Source organism: Paracoccus sp. (in: a-proteobacteria), assembly GCF_035556475.1.
GTDB lineage: Bacteria > Pseudomonadota > Alphaproteobacteria > Rhodobacterales > Rhodobacteraceae > Paracoccus.
Window position 1 is genome coordinate 65,994 of the sequence record NZ_DATMFA010000074.1, and the last position, 23,201, is coordinate 89,194.

The window sequence follows — 23,201 nt, forward strand, 5'->3', positions numbered from 1 at the left end:
ATCTTCAGCAAGCCCCAAGGCATTTGGAGTAACGCATGTTCGACTGGGTGGTTTCGACGATCGAGGGCTGGGGTTATCTGGGCGTCTTGCTGCTGATGGTGGCAGAGAACCTTTTCCCGCCCATTCCCTCGGAGATCATCATGCCGCTGGCGGGTTTCCTCGCCGGGCGGGGCGATTTGTCGCTGGCGCTGACGATCCTTGCCGGGACGGTCGGCTCGGTCATCGGGACGCTTTTCTGGTATTACGTCGGCAAGGCGATCGGCGAGGCGCGGCTGAAGCGCTTTGCGGCGCGGCATGGGCGGCTGCTGACGCTCTCGCCCTCGGATATCGACAAGGCGCGGGAATGGTTCGACCGGCACGGGACTGCGGCGGTCTTTTTCGGACGGATGCTGCCGACGATCCGCACGCTGATCTCGGTTCCGGCGGGGCTCTCGACGATGCCGTTCGGCAAGTTCCTGATCTTCACCACCCTCGGCAGCGCGCTCTGGACCGGGATGCTGACCGTCGCAGGCCTGATCCTGCACGAGAATTACGCGCTGGTCGCCGATTACGTCGATCCGCTGTCGAAGCTGGTGGTCGCGGTGGTGGTGGTGGTCTATCTCTACCGCGTGTTCACGTGGAAACCGCATTGAGATCACGCAAACGGCACTTGCCCGGCGGGCCGGGCGGCCCTAACCGGACGGCATGACCCAGATGACCCACAAACAGATCGGGATGCTGGCCGGGGCCGGATCGGCCGCGCTGCTCGCCGCCGCGCTGACCTTCCAGAGCCTTGGCTATGCGCCATGCGAGCTTTGCATCCTGCAGCGCTGGCCGCATCTGGCCGCCGCCATCATTGGCGCGCTGATCTGGGTGCTGGGCTGGCGGCGCTGGCTCGCGCTCCTCGGGCTGATCGCAGCGTTGACCGCATTCGGCCTCGCCGTCTATCACAGCGGGGTCGAACTGAAGCTGTGGCTGGGTCCGCAGCATTGCTCGGGCGGCGTCTCGGGCCTTGCCACCATGTCGACGCAGGATCTGATGGCGGCGCTGGAGAGGGCTCCGGTCGTGCGCTGCGACGAAGTGAGCTGGAAGCTCTTCGGCATTTCCATGGCGGGCTGGAACGCGATCTGCTCGGCCGGGCTCGCCGCGCTCTGGGCGGCCTGCCTGCGCGGGCGCAAAAGGGTCGAGGGACTGGCCTGAGGGCCGTTTTCCCGGCCGTCAAGATTGCGCCCGCGACTGGTATGGGATAGACCGTCATCAACAAAATGTTGAGGCGATCCAGTGTCCGATACCCCCGATCACGACGATGACGACACCAACGAGAACCGCGCACCCGAACGCACGGTAATGGCCCATGACGGGCCGGTGATCGACATCGCCCGCGAGATGCGCTCGTCCTACCTCGACTATGCCATGTCGGTCATCGTCAGCCGCGCGATTCCCGACCTGCGCGACGGGCTGAAGCCGGTGCACCGGCGCGTGCTTTTCGCCATGCACGAGACCGGCAACACCCATGACAAGCCCTATCGCAAGTCGGCGCGCCCGGTCGGCGACACGATGGGTAAGTATCACCCGCATGGCGATGCCTCGATCTATGACGCGCTGGTGCGGATGGCGCAGGACTTTTCCATGTCGCTGCCGCTGCTGGACGGTCAGGGCAACTTCGGCAGCATGGACGGGGACAGCCCCGCGGCCATGCGCTATACCGAAGTGCGGATGGACAAGCCCGCCGCCTATCTGATGATGGACATCGACAAGGATACCGTCGATTTCCAGGACAACTATGACGGCAAGGACCGCGAGCCGACCGTCCTGCCCGCGCGCTTCCCCAACATGCTGGTCAACGGCGCGGGCGGCATCGCCGTCGGCATGGCGACCAATATCCCGCCCCACAACCTTGGCGAAGTCATCGACGCGACGCTGGCGCTGATCGAGAACCCCGACCTTCCGACCGAGCGTCTGCTCGAGATCGTGCCCGGCCCCGATTTCCCGACCGGCGGGATCATCCTTGGCCGCTCGGGCGCGCGCAAGGCCTATCTGGAGGGGCGTGGCAGCGTCATCATCCGCGCCAAGACCCGGATCGAGGAAGGCCGCAATGGCCGCCAGCTGATCGTGCTGGACGAAATCCCCTATCAGGTGAACAAGGCCAGCCTGATCGAGAAGATCGCCGAACTCGCCAAGGAAAAGCGCATCGAGGGCATCGCCCATGTTCAGGACGAATCCGACCGGGTCGGCGTCCGCGTGGTGATCGAACTGAAGCGCGACGCCACGGCCGAGGTGGTGCTGAACCAGCTTTTCCGCTTTACGCCCATGCAGACCAGCTTTGGCTGCAACATGCTGGCGCTGAACGGCGGCCGGCCCGAGCAACTGGCGCTGCGCGACTTCCTGACCCATTTCCTGACCTTCCGCGAGGAGGTGGTCGCCCGGCGCACCGCGCATGAGCTGCGCAAGGCGCGCGAGCGCGCGCATGTCCTCTGCGGCCTTGCCGTGGCCGTCTCGAACGTGGACGAGGTGGTCGCGACCATCCGAAGCTCGGCCGATGCCGCCGAGGCGCGCGAGCGCCTGATGTCGCGCCGCTGGCCCGCACATGAGATCGTCGAATACCTGAAGCTGATCGACGACCCGCTGCATCCGGTGAACGAGGACGGCACCTATAACCTCTCCGAGACGCAGGCCCGCGCCATTCTGGAACTGCGCCTGCAGCGCCTGACCCAGCTTGGCGTTCAGGAGGTCACGGACGAGCTGAAGAAGCTTGCGGATTCGATCCGCGAATTCCTCGCCATCCTCGCCTCGCGTGAGCGGATCATGGCCATCATCTCGAACGAGCTGCGCGAGGTCAGGGAGCAGTTCGCCGTGCCGCGCCGGACCGAGATCACCGACTGGGCCGGTGACATGGACGACGAGGATCTGATCGAGCGCGAGGACATGGTCGTCACCATCACCTCGGGCGGCTATATCAAGCGCACCGCCCTGGCCGAATTCCGCAGCCAACGGCGCGGCGGCAAGGGCCTGTCCAGCATGGCCACGAAAGAGGACGACCTCGTCACCACCCTCTTCGTCGCGAATACCCATACCGAGCTTCTGTTCTTCACCACCGACGGCATGGTCTATCGGCTGAAGACTTGGCGCCTGCCGCTGGCGGGCCGGACCGCCAAGGGCAAGGCCATCGTCAATATCCTGCCGATCCAGCCCGGCGTCTCGATCGCGGCGCTGCTGCCGATGGACGCGCCCGAGAAGGACTGGGAAGACTATCAGGTTGTCTTCGCCACATCGGAAGGCGACGTTCGCCGCAATGCGCTGTCCGATTTCACCAACATCATGCGCAATGGCAAGATCGCGATGAAGCTGCCCGAAGGGGTGGAACTTATCGGCGTGCGCATGGCGACGGATGACGACGACATCATGCTGGTCACTGCCAAGGGCCGCGCGATCCGGTTCCAGACCACCGACCTGCGCGTCTTCCAAAGCCGCAACTCGACCGGCGTGCGCGGTATCCGACTGGGCAAGGGCGATCAGGTCGTCAGCATGTCCGTCATCCGCCATTTCGAGGCCGACCCGGCCGAGCGTGCCGCCTATCTGAAGATGCGCCGCGCGGTCGCTGGTGCGCTCGATGACGGCGCCGAGGCCGATGAGGACGAGGATGCGGTGGCCGAAGGCAGCATCACCCAGGAACGCTATGCCGAGATGTCGGCGGCCGAGGATCTGATCCTGACCATCACCGCCACCGGCTCGGGCAAGATCAGCTCCTCGCATGACTACCCGGTGCGCGGGCGCGGCGGCCAGGGTGTCATGGCCATGGACAAGGCGATGCGCGGCGGCGATCTTGTGGCAAGCTTCCCGGTCGAGGGCGACGACCAGATCATGCTGGCAACCTCGACCGGCCAGTCGATCCGCGTGCCTGTCGACGGGATCAGCTTCCGGTCGCGTTCTGCTGGCGGCGTGCGCGTCTTCAATACGGCAAGCGGCGAATTCGTGGTTTCTGTTGCCCGCATCGCCGAGAATGGCGAGGATGAGGCCGAGGCCTGAGCCAGCGCCGGGGTGAGCAGCCCCGGCCGCGTCCCGGTTCGGGCAAAGGGGTAAGGGGAAGTCTTGAGCGCAAATGACTCGCAGCTCAGCGAGCGGCTGCAAACCGGATTTCTGGGCGTCATCGCCTTTGCGCTGATCCTGTTCCTGCTGACGCAGGCGCGGTTCATACTGATCTGCCTTGCTTTCGCAATCATCATCTTCTCGCTCACCAGCGAGGCGATTTCGGCCTTTGCGCGGCTTAAGGTGCCGAACTGGCTGGCGACGACGCTGGCGCTGATCGCCATTGCGATCGGCCTGCTCTGGGCCGCGACGACGGTGGTTGCGCAGGTGAACGAGGTGGTCACGACCTCGATCCTCTATGCCGACCGGGCGCAGGCGACGCTGGCCAATCTCAGCCAACGCTGGGGACCGCGGGTGCAGGAATCGATCGTGACCTTCCTTGGCAGCATCGACTTTGCGGGCTGGGCCCGTTCCGCCGCCTCGCAGGCCTCCAACCTGATTTCGGGCTCGGTGCTGGTCCTGACCTTCGTGGGCTTCATGTTCGCCGAACGCATCTGGTTTCCGATCAAGATCGAACGGCTGACCGGCAACCCCGCGCGCGCGGGCGAGGTGCTGCGCATCATCTACAGCATCATGAGCCGGGTTAACCGCTATCTGGTCGTCAAGGCGGCGATCAGCTTCGTGACGGCGGGCCTGATCTGGGGGATTTTTCGCGGCGCGGGGCTTGAGCTTTCCGGCGCGGTCGCGACCTTCACCTTCATCCTGAATTTCATCCCGACCATCGGCTCGATCATCGCGGCCGTGATCGCGATTGCGGTTGTGCTGGCCCAGACCGGCGACCCGACGACGACGCTGATGATTGGCAGCGCCTGCACGGCGGTGCATTTCGTGATCGGCAATATCTTCGATCCGATGCTGCTGGGGCAGACGCTGCGGCTCTCATCCTTCGGGATCGTGCTGTCGCTGGCCTTCTGGGGCGCGATCTGGGGCATTGCCGGCACTTTCCTTGCCGTGCCGATCATGGTGGCGCTGATGATCGTCTGCGCCCATATCCCGTGGCTGAGGCCGCTCGCCATCATGATCTCGCACGAGGGGCTGCCCGAGCAGGAACCCCCGCACGCGCGGCTGCGCGGCTGAGGCGGGGGATCAGCCCCTGCTGTCCCCGTCATTGTCGCCGTCTGCGTCGCCATCCCCGTCCGCATCATCGTCATAGACCGGCGCCTCGTCGCGATGGAGCGGCGGCGCCTTGGGTGTGGCCGCGGCGGGCGGGGCCTCGGGCTTCTGCGGCGTCGCCCCGGTCTCGGCCGCGGCATTCGCCGCACCGGCGGCGAGCAGGGCCAGCACCTCGGGATTGCGCAGCCAGATGTCGCGCTGCGCATAGGGGATCTCGATCCCTTCCTGGGCGAAACGCTGCGCGATCTCGTGGTTGATCTCCGAGGTCACGCCTGCCCCGCCGTTGATGTCGGACAGGACGGCGCGGATCTCGAATGTCATGCTGTCGGCCGCGAAGCCGCGAAACAGCACCGCCGGCGGCGGGTTGATCAGCACCGTCGGCTGGTCCTCGGCAATCTCCATCAGGATCTTCGCGACCTTGCGCGTATCGCTGCCATAGGCGACGCCCACCGGCACGATGATGCGGCCCTGAAGGCTGCCGCGCGTCCAGTTCGTCACCTGCTGGGTGATCAGGTCCGAATTCGGGACGATCACGTTGTTGCGGTCGAAGGTCTGGATCTGGGTCGCGCGCACCGACATCTTCTTGACCGTGCCCTGCTTGCCGCCAACCTCGATCCAGTCGCCGACCGCGATCGGACGCTCGACCAACAGGATGATGCCCGAGACGAAGTTCGACACCACCTGCTGCATGCCGAAACCGATACCGACCGACAGCGCACCGGCGACGATGGCAAGGGACGAGAGGTCGATCCCGGCCGAGGAAATCGCCAGCACCGTCGCCAGCGCGACGCCGACATAGCCCAGCATCGAGGCCACGGCATTCTGCCCGCCGGCGTCCAGCCGCGTCTTGGGCAGAATAGAGCTTCTGAACGCGCCCTGAATGAAGCGGGTCAGCGAATAGCCCGCGCCGAAGACGATCAGGAAGGTCAGGATCGCGACCGGAGACAGCCGGACGCCGCCGAAGCTGAACCCTTCCTCGATGCTTTTCCACGCCTCGCCCAGATCGCTGCCGCGCCCGCCCCAGATCAGGACGAAGAGAGGCAGCGACAGAACGACCAGCGCAAAGCTGATCAGGACCGGCATCAAGGCGTCGCGCGCCGACTGGTCGCCCCCCTTCGCCATCGCATAGAGGTCGGCAATGAAGTCCTGCAGCACGATCAGCAGGCCGACCAGCGCCAGCGTCATGGTCGTGGCCCAGAGGAAGGCGTTCCCGGCCGTCACATATCCCGCCATCGCCAGAAGCGGCGCGGCCAGCGCGACAAGCCGTCCCGCCATGCCCAGATAGACGACGATACGGGTGCGGTAATCCGGGGTATTGCCCCCTTCCGGCTTCAAGCGCCGCAGGACGTTGCAAAGCTGGTAGAGGAAGAAGGCACCCAGAAGGATGATCAGCAGGTGCCAGACCCCGGCCGAGGCCTCGCTGAGTTGCTCGGGCACGGTTTCGGTGGGGTTCTGGCTGGGAAATCCCGACAATGGCAGCACCGGGCGCGCGACAACTTGATGGATCGCCAGGGCGAATGTCAGCATCGTCGCGCGGAACGCCGCCATCCGGCGCAGATCTTCGGTCATCGGCAGCGGCTGGGAGGTCGAGGTTCCCGGTTCGGGGAAGATGCGCCGGACCAGCCAGAAGCCGCCGAAGAAGGTCATGCTCGCCGCCGGGATCGCCATCAGCAGCGGACGCCCCCAGTCGCGGAAAAGCTCGGTCGCGACAAGCGCCGCGATGCCCAGCAGCACGCCAAGGAAGGGAATCGCGATCTGGCCGAGCGAGACGGCAAAGATCAGCGCCGCGCGCGAGCGGTCGCTGGCGCGGGCCGAAAGGCGCGAGGGCAGCGAATCCACCCAATGCCGCCCGCGCGACAGCAAGAGCAGCGCCGCGATCAGGAAGGCAGAGGTGACCAGCAGCCTTTCGATCCGGTCCTGTCCGCTGCCCAGAGATTTCCAGTTCTCCTTGACCTCGGCATAGACCTTGCCGGCAAGGTCCGCCCCTTCCTTCAGCGCGGTCCCCCAATGCGCGGGATTGAGCGGCGTGGGCGTCCTGCGGATCAGGGCATTGGCCTGCCGCAGCCGGATGGTCTGGTCGATCTGCTGGATGATCCCGTCCGCGCGGCCATAGGCCTCGACCGCCTTCAGGCCGGGTGCCTGAAGCTCGGAAAGCTGCGTGTTCAGATCCTTGCGCCGGGCGGCGACATCCTCCGACTCGGTCTGCCCCTCGGCCGGCAGCGGGCCAAGCGCGGCGATCTGGTCCTTCAGCGTCGCGATCCGGGTCGAGTTCGTGCCCTGCGCCGCGTGGAAGGTCTCGCGCCACTGCACCGCCCGTTCCCGCAACCCCTGCAGGGCGTCATCATCGGCCTTTCCGGTTTCAAGCAACTCCTCGGCCTGATCGGCCTGCTTCATCCACGCATCGTAATCGGGTTGGGGCGGCTGCTCCTGCGCCATGACCGCAGACCCCGTCGCAAGCGACAGGGTCAGCAGCAAAGCCGCGATCAGGACCATCAGGCGCTGCATCCCCAAGCTCTCAGTCCTCGAACACTTCGGGAAGACCGGCGGGCTTGCGGGTCAGCCATTCGGGGACCGGCAAGCCCTTGGCGCGCAGGAATTCCGGGTTGAAAAGCTTGGTCTGATAGCGCGTGCCATAGTCGCAGAGCACGGTGACGATGGTATGTCCCGGCCCCATATCCCGCGCCATCCGAACCGCACCGGCGACATTGATCCCCGAGGAGCCGCCAAGGCAGAGCCCTTCATATTCCAGCAGGTCGAAAATGACCGGCAGCGCCTCGGCATCCGGGATGCGATACGAGAAATCGGGGGTGAAGCCCTCGAGATTGGCTGTGATGCGGCCCTGCCCGATCCCCTCGGTGATCGAAGAGCCGGGGCTTTCAAAAACGCCCTCGGTGTAGAAGCTGTAAAGCGCCGCGCCTTCGGGATCGGCCAGACCGATCTTGACGCCCTTCGGCTGCAGGGCCATCGCGACGCCGGCCAGCGTCCCGCCCGAGCCGACCGAACAGATGAAGCCGTCGACCTTGCCGCCGGTCTGCTCCCAGATCTCGGGGCCGGTGGTCTCGATATGGGCGCGACGGTTCGCGACATTGTCGAACTGGTTGGCCCAGATCGCGCCATTCGGCTCGGTCCGCGCCAGTTCCTCGGCCAAGCGGCCGGAATAGCGGACATAGTTGTTCGCGTTCTTGTAGGGTGCCGCCGGAACCTCGACCAGCTCGGCCCCGGCAAGGCGCAGCATGTCCTTCTTTTCCTGGCTCTGCGTCTCGGGGATGACGATGACCGAACGGAAGCCCATCGAGGCGCCGACCAGCGCAAGACCGATGCCGGTATTCCCGGCCGTGCCCTCGACGATGGTGCCGCCGGGCTTCAACTCGCCCCGCGCGACGGCGTCCTTGATGATATAGAGGGCGGCCCGGTCCTTGACCGACTGGCCGGGATTCATGAACTCGGCCTTGCCCAGGATCTCGCAGCCGGTTTCTTCCGAGGCACGTTTCAGGCGGATCAGGGGGGTATTGCCGATGGCAGAGGCGAGGTCGGGGCAGATGCGCATGGCGGGCCTTTCGCGAAATGATCGCCCCCGGTCTACACGCGGCCGCCCCAGGGCGACAAGCCCGTGGGGCGACCCGATCCCATCATCAACCGGTCTGGGCCAGCCCGAGTTCCGCGCGAATCCGCGCGGCACCGAGTTCCAGCCACAGTGCAAGCGTCAAGAGCGGCCCGTTTCGGATCTCGCCCGCAAGCGCCATCCGCGCCAGTTCCGCACGCGGCAGGACATGCGACCGGATGTCCTCGTCCTCGCTATCCAGCCCGCCGAATCCGGCCACCTCATCCGGCAGGTCGGTAATGCCGACATAGAGATAGAGATATTCGGCCATCGCGCCGGGGCTGGAATAATGATGCGGCCCCGGAACCAGCCGGCTGAGGGTGATCCCCGCCTCTTCGACGGCTTCGCGCCGCGCCGCCTGTTCCGGCGTCTCGCCCGGATCGACCCGGCCCGCGACCGTCTCGTAAAGCCACGGCTGCGCATCGCCCCTTGCGACGGGACCGGGGCGGAACTGGTCGATCAGCAGCACCCGATCGCGCGCCGGATCCCAGGGCAGGACGACGGTTGCGTCACCCGAGACGAAAATCGCCCGCTCCATCTCGGGCGACCAGTCGCCGCGATGCCGCCTTTGACGCAGAACCAGCGATTCGACCGAGAAATGCTCGGCATAGGGTTCGTGCCAGCCGACCAGCCGCACCCGTTCCTCTCCCTCCGGCCCGAGCTGCGGCAGATCCGCCGTCTCGATCCCGGCGCGGAGGCGCGAGGCGACCCAACCTGCGATCAGAGGCAGCCTGCGGCGCAGGGCTTCGACGGGACGGTCCGCCTGACGCCCGAGCAGCCAATCCGCAATCCCGGCGGCAAGCTCCGGCTGCCATGCGCCCTCGGCACCGCCGGTGCCGGTTCCCATGACCTCGCGCCCGCCAATCGTCTGCACCTCGAGGCCGAAAATCGCGGCATAACGCTCGAGCGCCGGGGTCCAATCCGTTTCCCATGCCGGAATCAGGTCATCGCCCGGCTTGAGGGCCGGAAATCCCCCCGGAACGATTCCCGCGTCACGGCCCCCGACCAGCCGGCCCCGCAGCGCTTCGCCCTCCTTCGCGCAGGGAGCCAGCCTTGCGCGCAAAAGCGGATGCGCCAGCGGCCCGATCAGGATCGGCATCGCGCGCCCCTGTGGCCTGCGCCGTCCCGGCGCGTCACGATTGCAAAAGGTCTCATCTGTCACCTGATGAAAAGGAAGCGAAAAGTTTCGCGCTTTTTTCGCCCGAAGCCCCTTGCGCTTCAACCCCGGCCCGTCTAAATCCCCGCCACCACCCAAGAGCGCGGAGAGGTGCCGGAGTGGTCGAACGGGGCGGTCTCGAAAACCGTTGAGCCTTCACGGGTTCCGTGGGTTCGAATCCCACCCTCTCCGCCACTTGTGGTTGTATCCTCTTGGCAGGATGCGGCGAGTTTAATCCTCTTTCATATAAGCAGCTTATGATCCAATTTGGATGATGTTTCGAGCCTGGAACAGGTGCGTGAACCCTGGGGATCGTGGACCAGCCGGCATACGCTCTGCCACAACCTCCAGCGCGCCTCGATCGGCGCGCGAAGGCCTCCGCACCCTGCCGGACGCTTGACAGGGGATCGCCTCCGGCCGGACTATGATCGCATCCCATCAGGGGGAATCGATATGGCCTGGCATCCGATGGCTCCCGCCGTGACGCCCACCGCCGGGGCGATGACGACCGTCAACAACCCTCCCGCCACGCCCGTTCCACCAAACAGCCGAAGTTGGTCCCCCGCGATTGCGACCGCGCGGCAGCCCACCCAAGCGGTGCCGATGGCCGCCGCGACCGGCAGCGAGGTTGCGCTGCGGGGCGATCACCGCACACCGGCCCAGATCGACGCGGCAGGTGGGCTCTTTTCCCATCACCTCGGCAATCATGCCCTGCCGACCACCCCCAATCTGGCGCGGGCGGCAGGACCGCAGCCGGGCGGGCATCGCGGCCCCTCCCTTCCCACGGATTATACCAACAATCCCTATCATCCCGACAATCATCAGGCCTTCGGAAACCCGTCGAAGTTGGTGTCCTGCACCCGCGACATCCGGGTCGCCAAGGGGTTCGCGGGCGCGAATGGCCATGTCTATCTGGTGCGCGTGAACAAGGGCGTGGATTACAATGCCTATCGTGCCGGCAATGCCCTGCAGGCCGAGGTCATGGCGCTGCAAGGGATCGCGCTGCGCGACATCATCGCCGCGCGGTCGATGGCGACCAACGCCATCCTGATCAACTCGAACTTCCAGCAGGCGAACATGACGCAGGCGGCCTTCAATGCCGCCATCCAGCTGCTGATGAGTTGAAGGCCCGCGCCGTCAGGCGGCCGGAACCTCGGGCATCCGCGCGATCACCCGATCGAGGATCAGCGGCATGAGACCGCCCTTGGCAAGCGTCTCGACCTCAAGGCTGGTTTCGATGGCCGCGATGGCGTCGAGGCGTTCGACCCCGCCCGAGGCTCGGTGGACCCGGACCTCGACAGTCGCGCGCGGGCCAAGCCGCGCGGGGTCAAGGCCGATCTCGATCCGGTCACGGACGGAAAGAGCGAGGGTTTCCGGGGTCACGCCTTCGGGCAGGCGCAGCGGCAGGATGCCCATGCCGATCAGGTTCGAGCGGTGGATACGCTCGAAGCTGACCGCAAGCACCGCGCGCGTGCCGAGAAGCGCCGCGCCCTTGGCCGCCCAGTCGCGCGATGACCCCATGCCATAGCGCTCGCCCGCGAGGATCACGACCGGAACGCCGGCCTGGCGGTAATGCTCGGCCGCGCGCCAGAGCGGCAGGACCGAGCCGTCGGGCAGGATGGTGCTGCCCGGCGGGATGCCGTCGGCCAGCAGGTTCCGCACCGACTTGTTGGTAAATAGCCCGCGCCGCATCGCCTCCCAATTGCCGCGACGGGACGAGAAGACATTCAGGTCATCCACCGGATCTCCGCCCGCGATCAGGTAATCCGCGGCCTCGCCCCTGCGCGGGATCGCCCCCGCGGGCGAGATGTGGTCGGTGGTGATGTCATCGCCCAGCACCAGGATCGGGGCCGCCATGACCCGCTGCGCACGCGGCCTCGCGAAATCCGCGAAGGGCGGGCGGCGGATATAGGTCGAGGCCGGATCCCACGGAAACAGCGCCGTGTCGGGGGCGTCGAGGTCACGCCAAAGCTCGCTCGCCTCGGCCCGGTCATAGGCGGCGGCAAAGTCGCCCGCATCCCCTGCCCGCGCCAGCGCCGCGTCGATCTCCTCCCCCTTGGGCCAGAGGTCCGACAGGCGCACGCCCGGCGCGATCTCGTCACACAGGATGTCGCGCTCGACATCGCCGGCAAGCGCGAAGGCCACGACCAGGGGCGGCGAGGCAAGGAACCCGGCCTCAACCTGCGGATGGACGCGGCCGGGAAAGTTGCGGTTGCCGGAAAGGACCGCGACCTGAAGCCTGCCCTCGGCCTGCGCCGCGATGGCGCTGTCGGGCAAGGGGCCAGAATTGCCGATGCAGGTGGTGCAGCCATAGCCGACGATGCCGAAGCCCACCGCTTCGAGGTCCGCGAGAAGGCCCGCGCGCTCCAGATAACGCTGCGCGGTGGGCGAACCGGGAGCCATCGAGGTCTTGACATGCGGGGGCGGTTTCAGCCCCAGCGCGCGCGCCTTGCGGGCGACCAGACCGGCGGCCACCAGCAAGCGCGGGTCGCTGGTATTGGTGCAACTGGTGATCGCTGCAATGGCGACCGCGCCATCGGGCGATTTGCCCAAGGGCGCGGGCAGCGGGGCATGACCGCGCATGGCAGCGGTGGCGCGTGCGGTATCCGAGGCCGGAATGCGGTCCTGTGGACGGCGCGGACCGGCGACGCTGACCTCGACCTCGCCCAGATCAAGCTCGGCAAGGCTGGTAAAGACCGGCCGCGCCTCGGGGTCGAACCACAAGCCCTGACGGCGGCAATAATCCTCGACCCACTCGCAATGCTCTGTCGTCCGCCCGGTCCGGCGCAGATAGGCGATGGTCGCGGCATCGACCGGGAAGAAACCGGAATTGCCACCGAACTCCGGGGTCATATTGGCGACGACCGCGCGGTCCCCCGCTGAAAGGGTCGAGACGCCGGGGCCGAAGAACTCGACGAAACGGTCGGCAAGATCAATCTGGCGCAGTCGTTCGGTCACGGTCAGGGCAAGGTCGGTGGCCGTCACCCCCTCGCGCAGGTGGCCGGTCAGGCGCACGCCCACCACGTCGGGGACGCGCAACATGACCGGCATCCCGAAAAAGACGCTCTCCGCCTCGATCCCGCCGACGCCCCATGCCAACACCCCGATACCATTGATCATCGGCGTGTGGCTGTCGGTGCCGATCAGCGTGTCGGGCATAAACCAGCCGTCACGCTCAGCCACCACGGTCGCGAGGCGTTCGAGGTTCAGCGTGTGCATGATGCCGGTCCCCGGCGGATGCACGCGAAAGTTCGAGAGGCTGTTCGTCGCCCATTTCATGAAGCGGTAACGCTCGGCATTGCGGCGGTATTCGTTCTCGATATTCCGGGCCATCGCGCCCGGTATCGCATAGGCATCGACGGCCAGCGAATGGTCGGTCGAGACATCGACGGGCAGCACCGGATTGAGCAGCGCCGGATCATGTCCCGCCTCAGCCAGCGCCGAGCGCATGGCGGCAATATCAACCAATGCCGGGCCACAAGTCGTGTCATGCATCAGCACCCGACCGGGCAGGAAGGGGATCTCGGCCTCGCTGCGCCCTGTCGCGAGCCAGTCAAGAAACGCCTTGCGCGCTTCATCAGGGGCATGAGAGGAGCGCAGCACGTTTTCCAGCAGCAGGCGGTGGATATGCGGCATCCGGGAAAGGTCGGCCCCGGCTGCGGCCGGCAGATCGATGATCTTGCGGCCCCGGAACGCGGCGGTGAATGACATAGGCTCTCTCCCTGCTGGTCGGGAGATAAATAGCATTTTCAGATTATGAAATGCAATCAGGCAATCAGCGCCGCCTTGATGTTTCCGGCCTCGCGGATGTGGCGGAAGAGGAAGGTTGCGGCGGCCTGCATGTCGCGTTCCTCGATCAGATCGAGGATCTGCAAATGCTCGCGGCATTGCTGCGGCAGGCGCGTGCGGTCATGGGTGATCGAATATTCCATCAGCCGCCGGACCCGGTTGATCCGCCGCACGGCATCGAGGAAGAAATCGTTGTTCGCGCAGGTCATCAGCATCTCGTGGAACTCGATATTGGTGCCAAAGACCTTCTGGCGGCTTTCGCTTTCATAGCTTTGCAGCAGTTCCTGCTGATGGCGGCGGGCGGCGGCAAAGCCCTCCTCATCGATGCGGAAACTGGGCAGCAGCAGCGCCTGCATCTCGATCGCGGCGCGGAACTGGTAAGCGTCGGAATAGGCCTTGCGCGAGGTCAGGATCTCGCGGAATTCCCAGCCATTACCGGGCAGGCGTTCGATCCAGCCCTCATCGGCGATCTGGTGCAGCACGCGCGAAAGCCGACCACGCGCCACGCCGTAAAGGCGCATCAATTCGTTCTCGCTCAGCCGGTCCGGCAGACGGTTCGCCATGCGGTCGGCGGCGATGCGGTCGTAAACCTCGTCATCGCCGGCAGCGTCCGCGTCCATCTCGGGGATGTCATCGGCGTTGCAGGCGAGGAAATAGCCGCGGTTCGGCGCGGACTGGACGATGCCCATATCCTCGAGCTTTTTCAGCGCGCTGACGATCGGCTGGCGCGAGACCTTGAAGCTGTCGGCAAGAAGCTGGGCGGGAAGGTGCTGGCCCGCCTGCATGTTCTGCGCCCGCGCGTGATCGACGATCCGGGCCATGATCTGGGGGGAAAGGCTGACACGCGCCATGGGATCTCCTGAAACTGCCCAGAGTATCGGGGCCGGGGCGAGGTCATGCAAGTGGCGCGGCCCTTCCGCCGCGCCATCGCCGGGGGTTCAGTCCTCGTCCTGCCTGAACTTCGCCAATCCCTTGAAGGCAAAGGGCGCGATCAGGGCGAGTGCTGCAATGGCGATCATCGTGGCCGAGCCCGGCAGGCCCAGCGTCAGGAGCGGCACCAGCGGCACCAGCGTTCCGGCGGCGGAGGCATTGTTCGCGGCCTCGGGTCCGGCCACGCCCTTGATCGCGCCCTTGCCGAATTCCTCGGGTTTCCCCGCCAGCTTGCGCTCCATGGTGTAGCTGAGAAAGGTCAGGATCTCGGCAGCCGCCATCAGCCAGGCTGAAACCAGCCTGGAGCGAAGATATGTCATGATTTCCTCCCGTGGGTCGTCGTGTTCGACTGACCCTTTAATGCATCATGACGCCATAAAATGCAATTATTAAATCAATGCGACAATCACGCGCTCAGGGATGGATATAGCGCAGTACCTGCCCCGCGGCATTCACCTCGCAGATATGCACCCTGCTGCCATCCCTCGCCTCGACGCGCGCCATCCCGTCAGCTTCGGACAGCCAGCGCGAGGATACCTCCGAAGTGGGGCGGCGGACATGCGCGGCGATGGTGGCCGTGCAGGCCGCCTCCTGTCGCGAACGGAGGTCCGCGGGGTCGGGAACCTGATCCGGCACCGGATCGCAAGCAGCAACCGTGATGAGAAGAAGGGGGGCGAGGGTGGCACGCATGGCTTTGAAACTCCACAATCGGACATGGAGAGGCTATCACCAAAGCCCGTGCCGGGCAGCAAATCCGTGCCGCGCCCAAATTGGCCGGTCAGCAGTGCCGCGCCAGCGCCCGGCTGATCCGCCTCTGCGCCTCGCGCAGGACAAGGCCGGGCCGGACCCCCCGGAATTCCGCCTGATGCCGGGCGAGTTGATCCTGCGCCAGGGCAAGGTTCTCGGCTCGTGTCAGGCCGACCCAGCGCCGCAGCAACAGGACGACATGCCGCCGCGACAGGCGGGCGTGATCGCCGCTCCAGATCATGAACCAGCGCGGCCCCGCGACCCGCACGCTCCAGTTGGATGCGCGGATGACCTGTTGCCAACGGCTCGCCGGCAGCAGCCGGTCAGCGTCCCCGGCGCTGGTCGTCGCCAGAAACAGCAGATCGAGAAGGCGTTCGCCCAGACCCGGCCGGGATTCCTCCGTTCGATGCGCGAGAAGCATCGCCCTATCCCCGTTCGATGCAGCGCGGTTCGTTTCCGCAGTCTCATTATACACGATATAGATTATCGTTAATATCGCTTATTGACAGACCCGATCACGCTTTGCGCGGCGATCGATCCTTGATAAGCCGGGGCCAAAGCGGCCTGACCGGGGCCACCCCTTCCAAACCGGAGAGCCGATCTTGCGCCAGTATCTCGCCGCACTTCGCACCGTTCTCGAACAGGGCGCGCCCTCGACCGACCGGACCGGCACCGGCACGATCTCGCATTTCGGGATGCAGTGCCGCTATCCGCTGGCCGAGGGTTTCCCGCTGGTGACCACCAAGAAGCTGCACCTGCGCTCGATCGTGCATGAGCTGCTGTGGTTCCTGTCGGGCGATACCAATATCCGCTACCTCAAAGAAAACGGCGTCTCGATCTGGGACGAATGGGCCGATGAGAATGGCGATCTTGGCCCGGTCTATGGCCACCAATGGCGCCATTTCCCGACCGTGCGCGAGGAGAATGGCCGCGTCGTGGTCGGTGAGGTCGACCAGATCGCGGAACTGATCGAGCGTATCCGCAAGACCCCGGATTCGCGCCGGCTGATCGTCTCGGCCTGGAACCCCGGCGAGGTTGACCAGATGGCGCTGCCGCCTTGCCACACGCTCTGGCAGGTGCGGATCCAGCAGGGCAAGCTGCATCTGCAGCTTTACCAGCGCTCGGCCGACATGTTCCTTGGAGTGCCGTTCAACATCGCCTCATATGCGTTGCTGACCCATATGCTCGCCCATGTGACGGGCTATGAGGCGGGCGATTTCATCCATACGATGGGCGACGCGCATATCTATTCAAACCATTTGGATCAGGTACGCACCCAGTTGGAACGCGAACCGCGCCCCCTGCCCCGGCTGCGCATCACGCGCGAGGTCGGCTCGATCTTCGATTTCCGCTATGACGACTTCGAGTTCCTCGACTACGACCCCGCCCCGGCGATCAAGGCTCCGGTGGCCGTCTGATGCTGAGCCTGATCGTCGCCCGCGCCCGCAACGGGGCCATTGGCAAGGACAACCTGATTCCCTGGCACTCGCCCGAGGATCTGCGGATGTTCCAGCGCGAGACGCTGGGCGGGGCCGTGATCATGGGACGCCGGACATGGGAGAGCCTGCCGGTCAAGCCGCTGAAGAACCGCCTGAACATTATCGTCTCGCGCGATCCCTCGCTGGCGGAACATGTCACCGCCTCGGTCACTGACGCGATCGGGCTGGCGCGGGCGCAGGGTTACAACCGCATCTATGCCATCGGCGGCGAGGCGATCTATCGCGAGACGCTGCCGCTGGCGCAGCGCCTCCTGATCACCGAGGTCGATCTGACAATCGACAATGCCGATGCCCATTTCCCCGCCTTCGCCGAGGCCGACTGGATCGAGCTGGACCGCCGCGTGCTGCCGGGCGAGGCGCCCCGCTGCACACTGCGCGAGCTGATCCGCGGGCGTCCCGCTTAGAGCGCCGTCCAGCCCCCATCGACCGAGATCGAGGTGCCGGTGATCTGGTCCGCCGCGGACGAGCAGAGGAAGACGGCCGTGCCGCCCATCTGCTCGACCGTCGCGAACTCGCCCGAGGGTTGGCGGTCCAGCATGACCTTGGCGATCACCTCCTCGCGGCTCATGTTATGGGTCTTCATCTGGTCGGGGATCTGCTTCTCGACGATGGGCGTCAGGACATAGCCGGGGCAGATCGCGTTGCAGGTGATCGCCTCGCGCGCGGTTTCAAGCGCCGTCACCTTGGTCAGCCCGATGATGCCGTGCTTGGCCGCGACATAGGCCGATTTGAACGGGCTGGCCGTCAGGCCATGCGCCGAGGCGACGTTGATGACGCGGCCCCAGCCCGCCTCGCGCATGATCGGCAGCGCGACCGCCGTGGTGTGGAAGGCGGAACTCAGGTTGATCGCGATGATTGCGTCCCATTTCTCAGTCGGGAATTCCGGGATCGGCGCGACATGCTGGATGCCCGCATTGTTGACGAGGATATCGCAGCGCCCCGCCTTCTCGATCAGCGCGCGGCAATCGTCGGGCTTCGACATGTCGGCCTGAAGATAGCGGACGGCCACGCCATGCTCGGAGGCCAGCTTCGCGGCAAGGGCGTGATCCTCGTCACTGTCGGTAAAGCTGTTCAGGACCAGATCGGCACCTGTCTTCGCCAGCTCGATCGCGATCCCAAGCCCGATGCCCGAGTTCGACCCCGTCACCACCGCCGTCTTGCCCTTCAAAAACGTCTCGAACATCGCCGTCTCCTGAACCTGCTTTGTCGTTTCGGCGGCAGGATGTGGAAAAAGCGGGGGCGAGACAAGCCCGGGGCGCATCACCCCGCCGGGACATTTCTTCGTGAGCCGGGCGTGGAGTGAAAGGCCCGGATCGAGGGCCTGCAAAGCCCATAAAAAAACGCCCGCACAAGGCGGGCGCTAGTCATGAGGCAGGTTTCATACAGGCAAGAAACCTATCGAGCAGTGCTTCATCTATACGCTTTTCCCAAGATGAGTCCAATGGGTAAGTTTGCCACATGCGGAACGGGGCGCTAAGGTCGGCCATCGGAAAACCAGCGACCCGGAAAACAGGGCGATCGAGCATGCGATTCTTCAAATTTGCTAACGAATCCGCGATCTGGCGCGCATTCGCCCTTGCGGCCTGTGTTGCAACGATGCCGCTGGCAAGTGCTTCCGAACCCGTGCATGCCATTGCAATGTATGGAGAACCCGCGCTCGGCCCCGGTTTCTCGCACCTGCCCTATGCCAATCCGAATGCGATCAAAGGGGGAACGATTCGACTGGCCGAGTCGGGCAGCTTCGATTCGCTCAACCCGTGGGTCCTGATGGGCAATCCGGTCTGGCCGATCTTCACCCAGCCGGGGTTGCTGACCGAGTCGCTGATGACGCGCTCGATCGACGAGCCTTTCACCCTCTACGGCCTCTTGGCCGAAAGCGTCGAGACCGATCCCGACCGGAGCTGGGTCGAATTCACCCTGCGGCCCGAGGCGCGGTTCTCGGACGGCGCGCCCGTCACCGTCGAGGACGTGATGTGGTCCTATGAGACGCTCGGGACCAAGGGCCATCCGCGTTACACCGCCGTCTGGTCGAAGGTCGCGAAGATGGAGCAGACCGGCCCCCGCTCGGTCCGCTTCACTTTCAACACCGCCGACCGTGAGCTTGCCATGCTGATGGGGATGCGTCCGATCCTGCAAAAGGCGCAGTGGCAGGGCCGTGATTTCAGCCAGTCGGGGCTGATGGTGCCCATCGGGTCCGGCCCCTATGTCATCGACAAGGTCGATCCGGGCCGCGCGATCAGCTTTCGCCGCAACCCGGATTATTGGGGGCGCGATCTTGCGGTGAACCGCGGGCTCAATAATTTCGACGAGATCCGGTTCGACTATTTCGGCGACGCCAATGCCATGTTCGAGGCGTTCAAGGCCGGGGAAACCGATGTCTGGCGCGAGCTGGTCGCCGCGCGCTGGGATCGCGATTTCGACTTTCCCGCCATCCGCGAGGGCCGGATCGTCAAGTCCGAGATCGCGAACGGCCGCCCTTCGGGGATCATGGGTCTGGTGATGAACACGCGCAATCCGGTCTTTGCCGACTGGCGCGTGCGCGAGGCGCTGATCCAGGCCTTCAACTATCGCTTCATCAACATGACGCTCTCAGGCGGCAAGGATCCACGGATCACGAGCTATTTCTCGAACTCGGACCTCGCGATGGAACCCGGTCCCGCGACCGGGCGGGAGGCGGAGTTGCTGCGACCCTTCGCCGCCGACCTGCCCCCCGGCACGATCGAGGGCTATTCCCTGCCCGAAGGGGGCGAGCGTCATATCGACCGCAAGGGCATCCGCGCCGCACTGGCACTGCTGGCTGAGGCCGGCTGGACCGTCCAGCAGGGAGAGTTGCGCAATGCCCAGGGCCAGCCCTTCACCTTCGAGATCCTGCTGAACCAGTCGGGCAGCGCCATGCGCTCCAGCGCCGAGACCCGGCAGATCGTCGACATCTTCACCGAATCGCTCAGAAACCTCGGAATCCGACCGAATGTCACGCTGCTCGACTCGGCCCAATATGTGCAGCGGACAAACAACTATCAGTTCGACATGACCTGGTATGAGCGCGGCTTGTCGCTGTCGCCGGGGAACGAACAGCTTCTCTACTGGGGCGGCGCGGGGGTCGAAAAGCCGGGCACGAAGAACTGGATGGGCATGAACTCTCCCGCGGCCGAGGCGATGATCGCCGAGATGGGCCACGCCACCACGCTTGAAGATTACCGCGCCGCGGTCCGGGCGCTTGACAGAATTCTGACCGCCGGGCGCTATGTCATACCCGTCAGCTATGCCCGGATTTCCCGCTTGGCCCATAAGGCCAACCTGCATTATCCTGAAAACACTCCACTTTATGGTGACTGGCCTGGATTCATGCCGGAAACCTGGTGGCAAGAAGAAAGGAATTGATCGTGAGGCTTATCGCAACCCTTGTCGTCCTTCTGGCGTTGGCCGGATGCAACACGATTGCCGGCGTCGGCGAGGACATCAGCGGCGCGTCCCGTTGGACGCAGGGCAATATCGGTGGAGGAGGCGGTTATTGATGAAATGGTCACATGTTCAGGAGAACTGGTCTGCCTTTATCGAGGCGATCATCGAGAAATGGCCCGAAGCTGACGAGGCCGAACTTGACGAGATCGACGGCGAGCAGCGGGCCTTCATCCGCTACATCGCCGAAGTCACCGGCCAGGAACTCGACGAGACCAGGGACGAGGTCCGCGAGTGGCTGGCAGGCGAGATTCCGTCGGACATCGTGATGGACCCGACGCATGACAACCATTCCATCGCGCTCTCGGCCAAATATGTCGGCGAGGGCGAGGACGAATATGACGACGATGCCCGTTTCGGCGACGACGACGAGATCCCGGACGATGGGGACCGGACCGGGCGCGTCTAGCGCTTAGGCGTCAAGATCGACCCAGACCGGGACGTGGTCGCTGGGCTTGTCCTTGGCCCGCTCGTCGCGGTCGATGCCGGTATCAATCAGCAGATCAACCGCCTGCGGCGACAGCAGGACATGGTCGATGCGGATGCCATTGTCCCTTTGCCATGCCCCCGCCTGATAGTCCCAGAAGGTGAAGGGACCGCGCTGGTTGTCCGGGTCGCGCAGGCGGACGGCATCGGTCCAGCCGTCGTTCAGGATGCGCCGCAGCGCCGCCCGGCTTTCCGGCTGGAACAGCGCATCATCCAGCCATTTCTCGGGATGGGCGGCATCGCGAGGTTCGGGAATGACGTTATAGTCGCCCAGCATGATCGCGGGCATCTCAAGCGCGCGAAGTGCACGGGCGCGGGCGCGCAAGCGCTCCATCCAAGCCAGCTTGTAGTCGAATTTGGGGCCGGGCTGCGGGTTGCCGTTCGGCAGATAAAGACCAGCGATGCGGACGGCCCGCTGACCAATCACCGTCGCCTCGATATAGCGCGACTGCTCGTCCGTGTCGTCGCCGGGCAGGCCGCGCATCACATCCTCGATCGGCAGCTTCGACAGGATCGCGACCCCGTTGAAGCCCTTCTGGCCATGCGTCTCGATATTATATCCGAGGTCGGCCACCGGCTCGGTCGGAAACCCCTCGTCCTGGGTCTTGATTTCCTGCAGCACGACCACGTCCGGCTGCGCTTCGGAAAGCCAGCCGGTCAGGGTTTCGATACGGGCGCGGACGCCGTTGATATTGAATGTCGCGATCTTCATGGCGGCGAGACTAGCCGCCCGCCGCGCCCAAGGCCAGATCAGATCGAGAAGGAGGTGCCGCAGCCGCAGGACGAACTGGCATTCGGGTTGTCGATGACGAAACGCGCCCCGATCAACTCGTCGGTGAAGTCGATCACCGCTCCGGCAAGGAAGGGCAGCGAGACGGGATCGACCACGACGCTTTGCCCCTCGCCCTGCAGGACCAGATCATCCTCGGCCGGGTCGTCCAGCCGGATGTCATACTGAAAGCCCGAGCAGCCGCCACCCGCCACCGCGACACGCAGCGGCCGGGCCGGGCCCTTGGCATTGATCTCGGCCAGTCGCGCGAAGGCGCGAGGCGTGACCTTTGGGGGCAGGTTCAATTCCACGTTCATGGGGCGTTCCCGTTTCCGTCCTTGGAACTGGAATATAGGCTTCGCAGAGAGACCCCGCAAGGAATGCAGCACGATATGACGGCGCCCTATGCCTGCCAGCCCCAAGAAAGCCGCGGCCGCCACTGGCCCGAGCGGATGTCCACCTTCCGCAGCCCGTGGCAGCGCGACCGCGACCGGATCATCCATTCCAGCGCCTTCCGGCGGCTGAAGCACAAGACGCAGGTTTTTGTCGAACATGAGGGCGATTATTACCGAACCCGCCTGACCCACACGATCGAGGTCGCGCAGGTCGCGCGCACCATCGCGGGCGTGTTGGGCCTGAATGCCGATCTGGCCGAGACGGTGGCGCTGGCCCATGACCTTGGCCACCCGCCCTTCGGCCATACCGGAGAGGATGCCCTGGCCGCGCTGATGGCGCCCTATGGCGGCTTTGACCACAATGCGCAGGCCCTCAGGATCGTGACAAAGCTGGAAAGGCATTATGCCGATTTCGACGGGCTGAACCTGACATGGGAAAGCCTCGAGGGGATCGCCAAGCATAACGGTCCGCTTGTCGGGACAAGCCCGACGGGGGGCCCCGTCACCGGCCCCCTGCCCTATGCTCTGGCCGATGTGAATGCCGAATGGGATCTGGAACTGCACACCAACGCCAGCGCCGAGGCGCAGGTGGCGGCCGTGGCAGATGACGTCGCCTATAACCACCACGATCTGCATGACGGGCTGCGGGCCGGGCTTTTCAGCGAGGCGGATCTTTCCGAGCTTCCCGTCGTTGGCGAGGCCTTCGCCGAGGTCGACAGCCTGCATCCCGGTCTTGACCCGATGCGGCGGCGCCACGAGGCGCTGCGCCGCGTCTTTGGCGTGATGGTCGAGGATGTGATCGCGGTGGCGCAGAACCGCCTGACCAGCCTTCAGCCGCAAAGCGCGCAGGAGATCCGGGACATGGACGGCCCGATCATCCGCTTCTCGAAGCCGCTTTACCAGAACCTGAAGGCGATCAAGCTGTTCCTGTTCCAGCGCATGTATCGCGCGCCCTCGGTCGTGGTCGAGCGCAAGCGCGTGACCGAGATGCTGAATGGCCTTTTCCCGCTCTATCTCGCGGATCCGTCGAAGATGCCCGAGCATTGGTTCGCCGCGGCGACGGCGGCCGTGGACGAGACGGGGCGGGCCCGCGTCGTCCTCGACTATGTCGCGGGCATGACCGACCGCTTCGCGATTCAGGAAGCGGAGCGGCTACTGAAATGAAGCCGGCGGGGGCCGTCTGCCCCCGCAC

The 23,201-nt window shown here is 65.3% G+C and carries 21 protein-coding genes, 1 tRNA gene and 1 pseudogene; 12 read left to right on the plus strand and 11 right to left on the minus strand.

Going from position 1 to position 23,201, the window contains the following annotated elements:
- Nucleotides 1-35 precede the first annotated feature (35 nt).
- From VNQ78_RS09590 to VNQ78_RS09605, 4 genes are all read left to right on the plus strand, one after another.
- Nucleotides 36-632 (plus strand): DedA family protein, encoded by a 597-nt coding sequence (locus VNQ78_RS09590; RefSeq protein ID WP_325689063.1) that lies wholly within the window; start codon nucleotides 36-38, stop codon nucleotides 630-632.
- A 52-nt stretch (nucleotides 633-684) separates the two neighbouring features.
- Nucleotides 685-1,179 carry a disulfide bond formation protein B gene (locus VNQ78_RS09595; RefSeq protein ID WP_325689065.1) on the plus strand — a complete coding sequence of 165 codons (495 nt, stop codon included), beginning with the start codon at nucleotides 685-687 and terminating at the stop codon, nucleotides 1,177-1,179.
- A gap of 147 nt (nucleotides 1,180-1,326) precedes the next feature.
- Nucleotides 1,327-4,005, plus strand: a complete 2,679-nt coding sequence (gene gyrA, locus VNQ78_RS09600; RefSeq protein ID WP_414694055.1) for a DNA gyrase subunit A — start codon at nucleotides 1,327-1,329, stop codon at nucleotides 4,003-4,005.
- 63 nt (nucleotides 4,006-4,068) lie between these two features.
- On the plus strand, nucleotides 4,069-5,142 hold the full coding sequence (locus VNQ78_RS09605; protein ID WP_325689069.1) for an AI-2E family transporter: 1,074 nt from the start codon (nucleotides 4,069-4,071) through the stop codon (nucleotides 5,140-5,142).
- 9 nt (nucleotides 5,143-5,151) lie between these two features.
- Here VNQ78_RS09605 and VNQ78_RS09610 read toward each other — a convergent pair whose 3' ends face one another.
- From VNQ78_RS09610 to VNQ78_RS09620, 3 genes are all read right to left on the minus strand, one after another.
- Nucleotides 5,152-7,683, minus strand: coding sequence for a DUF3772 domain-containing protein (locus tag VNQ78_RS09610; RefSeq protein WP_325689071.1), 2,532 nt, complete (start codon nucleotides 7,681-7,683; stop codon nucleotides 5,152-5,154).
- A 10-nt stretch (nucleotides 7,684-7,693) separates the two neighbouring features.
- Entirely contained in the window at nucleotides 7,694-8,725 is a 1,032-nt protein-coding gene (locus VNQ78_RS09615; RefSeq protein WP_325689073.1) for a cysteine synthase A, read from the minus strand.
- An 85-nt stretch (nucleotides 8,726-8,810) separates the two neighbouring features.
- Entirely contained in the window at nucleotides 8,811-9,878 is a 1,068-nt protein-coding gene (locus tag VNQ78_RS09620; protein ID WP_325689075.1) for an NUDIX domain-containing protein, read from the minus strand.
- A gap of 162 nt (nucleotides 9,879-10,040) precedes the next feature.
- Here VNQ78_RS09620 and VNQ78_RS09625 point away from each other — a divergent pair.
- A tRNA-Ser gene (locus VNQ78_RS09625) sits at nucleotides 10,041-10,130 on the plus strand.
- Nucleotides 10,131-10,388: 258 nt separating this feature from the next.
- Entirely contained in the window at nucleotides 10,389-11,060 is a 672-nt protein-coding gene (locus tag VNQ78_RS09630) for a hypothetical protein (protein ID WP_325689077.1), read from the plus strand.
- Nucleotides 11,061-11,072: 12 nt separating this feature from the next.
- On the opposite strand, the gene acnA is transcribed toward VNQ78_RS09630, so the two are convergent.
- The 5 genes and pseudogenes from acnA to VNQ78_RS09655 all read right to left on the minus strand — a co-directional run bounded on the left by acnA (nucleotide 11,073) and on the right by VNQ78_RS09655 (nucleotide 15,822).
- Complete coding sequence (gene acnA, locus VNQ78_RS09635) at nucleotides 11,073-13,646, minus strand: aconitate hydratase AcnA (protein ID WP_325689079.1); 2,574 nt, start codon at nucleotides 13,644-13,646, stop codon at nucleotides 11,073-11,075.
- 56 nt (nucleotides 13,647-13,702) lie between these two features.
- Nucleotides 13,703-14,575 (minus strand): GntR family transcriptional regulator, encoded by an 873-nt coding sequence (locus VNQ78_RS09640; RefSeq protein ID WP_325689081.1) that lies wholly within the window; start codon nucleotides 14,573-14,575, stop codon nucleotides 13,703-13,705.
- Between the two features lie 150 nt (nucleotides 14,576-14,725).
- Nucleotides 14,726-14,932 (minus strand): annotated as a pseudogene (locus VNQ78_RS09645) (tripartite tricarboxylate transporter permease); the annotation flags it as partial.
- Nucleotides 14,933-15,068: 136 nt separating this feature from the next.
- Nucleotides 15,069-15,344 carry a hypothetical protein gene (locus tag VNQ78_RS09650; protein WP_325689083.1) on the minus strand — a complete coding sequence of 92 codons (276 nt, stop codon included), beginning with the start codon at nucleotides 15,342-15,344 and terminating at the stop codon, nucleotides 15,069-15,071.
- Between the two features lie 88 nt (nucleotides 15,345-15,432).
- Complete coding sequence (locus VNQ78_RS09655) at nucleotides 15,433-15,822, minus strand: hypothetical protein (protein WP_325689085.1); 390 nt, start codon at nucleotides 15,820-15,822, stop codon at nucleotides 15,433-15,435.
- A gap of 181 nt (nucleotides 15,823-16,003) precedes the next feature.
- On the opposite strand from VNQ78_RS09655, the gene VNQ78_RS09660 reads away from it, so the two are divergent.
- A complete protein-coding gene (locus VNQ78_RS09660) occupies nucleotides 16,004-16,819 on the plus strand; it encodes a thymidylate synthase (protein ID WP_325689087.1) in 816 nt (271 codons plus the stop codon).
- Nucleotides 16,819-17,304 carry a dihydrofolate reductase gene (locus VNQ78_RS09665; RefSeq protein WP_325689088.1) on the plus strand — a complete coding sequence of 162 codons (486 nt, stop codon included), beginning with the start codon at nucleotides 16,819-16,821 and terminating at the stop codon, nucleotides 17,302-17,304. Before VNQ78_RS09660 ends, VNQ78_RS09665 begins: the two co-directional genes overlap by 1 nt.
- Here the strand turns inward: VNQ78_RS09665 and VNQ78_RS09670 are convergent.
- On the minus strand, nucleotides 17,301-18,083 hold the full coding sequence (locus VNQ78_RS09670) for a 3-hydroxybutyrate dehydrogenase (protein ID WP_325689090.1): 783 nt from the start codon (nucleotides 18,081-18,083) through the stop codon (nucleotides 17,301-17,303). The two genes, VNQ78_RS09665 and VNQ78_RS09670, sit on opposite strands and share 4 nt — an antisense overlap.
- Before the next feature lie 341 nt (nucleotides 18,084-18,424).
- On the opposite strand from VNQ78_RS09670, the gene VNQ78_RS09675 reads away from it, so the two are divergent.
- From VNQ78_RS09675 to VNQ78_RS09685, 3 genes are read left to right on the plus strand one after another with little or no spacing between them, the layout of a single operon-like run.
- Entirely contained in the window at nucleotides 18,425-20,281 is a 1,857-nt protein-coding gene (locus VNQ78_RS09675) for an extracellular solute-binding protein (protein ID WP_325689092.1), read from the plus strand.
- 2 nt (nucleotides 20,282-20,283) lie between these two features.
- On the plus strand, nucleotides 20,284-20,415 hold the full coding sequence (locus VNQ78_RS09680; protein WP_325689147.1) for a hypothetical protein: 132 nt from the start codon (nucleotides 20,284-20,286) through the stop codon (nucleotides 20,413-20,415).
- The gene (locus VNQ78_RS09685; protein WP_325689094.1) at nucleotides 20,415-20,768 is read left to right on the plus strand and encodes a hypothetical protein; all 354 of its coding nucleotides are present in this window, start codon (nucleotides 20,415-20,417) and stop codon (nucleotides 20,766-20,768) included. The genes VNQ78_RS09680 and VNQ78_RS09685 overlap by 1 nt, the downstream gene beginning before the upstream one ends.
- Before the next feature lie 3 nt (nucleotides 20,769-20,771).
- Here the strand turns inward: VNQ78_RS09685 and xth are convergent, their stop codons facing one another.
- Entirely contained in the window at nucleotides 20,772-21,557 is a 786-nt protein-coding gene (gene xth / locus VNQ78_RS09690) for an exodeoxyribonuclease III (protein WP_325689096.1), read from the minus strand.
- Between the two features lie 38 nt (nucleotides 21,558-21,595).
- On the minus strand, nucleotides 21,596-21,931 hold the full coding sequence (locus VNQ78_RS09695; RefSeq protein WP_325689098.1) for an iron-sulfur cluster assembly accessory protein: 336 nt from the start codon (nucleotides 21,929-21,931) through the stop codon (nucleotides 21,596-21,598).
- A 63-nt stretch (nucleotides 21,932-21,994) separates the two neighbouring features.
- Here VNQ78_RS09695 and VNQ78_RS09700 point away from each other — a divergent pair, with 63 nt between their 5' ends.
- Nucleotides 21,995-23,173: a deoxyguanosinetriphosphate triphosphohydrolase gene (locus VNQ78_RS09700; protein WP_325689100.1), complete on the plus strand. Its 1,179-nt coding sequence runs from the start codon at nucleotides 21,995-21,997 to the stop codon at nucleotides 23,171-23,173.
- Nucleotides 23,174-23,201 lie beyond the last annotated feature (28 nt).